Origin of the sequence: Bacillus sp. JJ1532 (assembly GCF_036965085.1) — a bacterium.
Taxonomy (GTDB): Bacteria; Bacillota; Bacilli; order Bacillales; family Cytobacillaceae; genus Cytobacillus.
Window position 1 is genome coordinate 1 of record NZ_JBALOW010000073.1, and the last position, 2,051, is coordinate 2,051.

At 36.4% G+C, this 2,051-nt stretch carries 2 protein-coding genes; both read right to left on the reverse strand.

Going from position 1 to position 2,051, the window contains the following annotated elements; genetic code table 11:
• Positions 1-362 (reverse strand): amidohydrolase family protein (locus V7122_RS20715; RefSeq protein WP_335528790.1); only part of this gene is annotated, 362 nt, incomplete at its 3' end.
• 96 nt (positions 363-458) lie between these two features.
• Entirely contained in the window at positions 459-1,925 is a 1,467-nt protein-coding gene (gene allW / locus V7122_RS20720; protein WP_335348149.1) for an allantoin permease, read from the reverse strand.
• Between the last annotated feature and the right edge of the window lie 126 nt (positions 1,926-2,051).

Genomic DNA, 2,051 nt, shown 5'->3' on the forward strand with positions numbered 1-2,051 from the left:
TAATCAACATAGTTTTGATCAATAGCTGCTTCAAGCTTAAGATCTAAAGCTTCTTTATTGATTGTTGCTGGAAGAGCATTAAGCGGCATTTCAACATAGCTTGTTGTACCGCCAGCCGCTAATGATTTTGATCCTGTTTCAAATCCTTCCCATTCAGTACGACCAGGTTCACTAATATGAACATGTGTATCAATCATTCCTGGCATAACATATTGTCCACTTGCATCGATAACTTCTTTTGCATCATCAGTAATTTGTTGTGCAATGCAAGAGATTTTTTCATCTTTAATTCCGATATCAACTTTGTAAACTCCATCACGTAAAACAACATTCCCATTTTTAATTACTACATCAAAAGTCATCATAATTCCCCTTTCAATTTTCAAAAAGTTATATGGAATAACTAAAAGTTATTTCATCTCATAAAGCTTGCACTAATTTTGAATATGATCCTTAATTTATCTGTTACCTTCATTTAATTTTGGCGTTTTTTCAAACAAAGTCCCTTTAGCATGGGGCCATTCTAGCAATGTATAAATAATAAACGCTGATATAATTCCGATAAACCAAGAAATATCGTAAAGCGGCTTTAGAAATGGTATGAAATTCCCAATCAAACAAATAACACCTGCTATAATCGTTGTTACGATGGCATTTATATTAAACCCATTTCTATAATTGTATTGGCCGTTTTTTGCATATAATTCGTTCAAGTCAATATTCGTTTTGGATATGACAAAATACTGAGCTAACATGACCCCTGTTACTGGAGCTAATATTCCGGCAATAATATTTAAAAAGGTAAAAATACTTGTTGCATTTTCCATAAGCTTCCACGGCATAACTAGAATTCCGATGACAGCTGCAATCATGGCACCCGTTTTGAAAGTCAGTTTTTTTGGAAATAAAGATGCTAATTGGTAACCAGCTGGAACAATATTACCTGTTACGTTTACTGATAAAGTCGTTAAGCATAAAGTAAGAACTGAAATAGCGATTGCAAACGTTCCTTCAAAACGAGCAACAACATCAAGTACGTTCCAGATCGGAGTTCCGAAAGCAATTTCAGATCCGACAATAATTGCGATGCTCGCCACTGCAAATAATAAGTACGCTACAACGAGCCCGACTGTTTGTCCAATTGCTTGTTCCTTCGTTGAGCGAGCCATCCTTGTGAAATCTGAAACGTTTACAATCGGTGCTGCCCATGCTGCAATTACTGCTGTTACAGCCGCGAAAAAGATAATCAGTTTATTTCCGTGAAATCCCGATCCAGTATAAGCTAGTATAGGTCCAATCCCGCCGGCTAAGTTAATAGCCCAAATGGCCATTCCAATAAAAACGATGTAAACAAGGGGTGAAAGGATTTTTGCGAATTTTCCTAAAAACCCTATTCCTCCGTATATTAATGCCACATTGAATAACCAGAATAGTAAAAATGAAATCAAAGCTGGCAATGATAAACCTAATAAGTTCCAATCTCCACCTAATGTTAAATATGTAGGCCAAAGTTTTCCAATTAAGATCGATAATGCCTGGCTACCTGCGTACGTTTGAAATCCGAACCACATGATTGCAGCTATCACTCCTCTTAATACTCCTGGAATCATTGCACCTTTATTTCCATATGATAAGCGCAATAACATTGCAAATGGCAAGCCGTACTTTGATCCAGCATGACCATTTAGAACTAGCACTGCAGCAATAATAATGGAAGCAACCATGATGGCTAAAAAAACTTGGCTAACTGACAAGCCTAATGCAAAAAGGCCACCAATAGCAATATAGTTTGGAATGTTATGAACAGAGCCCATCCAAATGGTAAAAAAGTTTCCTATGCCCCATTTTCTTTCTTCTTCCTTTGTTGGTAAAACGTCTTCACTATAACCAGAAGCTTTTACTTGCTCTCTATTAAAGTGATTCAACAGAATCTCCTCCTTAAATAGTTCCAATCATCGGAACCTCGCTTTCGTTCAAGTTCATCTTCTGCTAAACTTATGTTTAGCGTACCTGCTTAAAAAAATGCAAAAGGTTTTTGTTCAATATTGAAC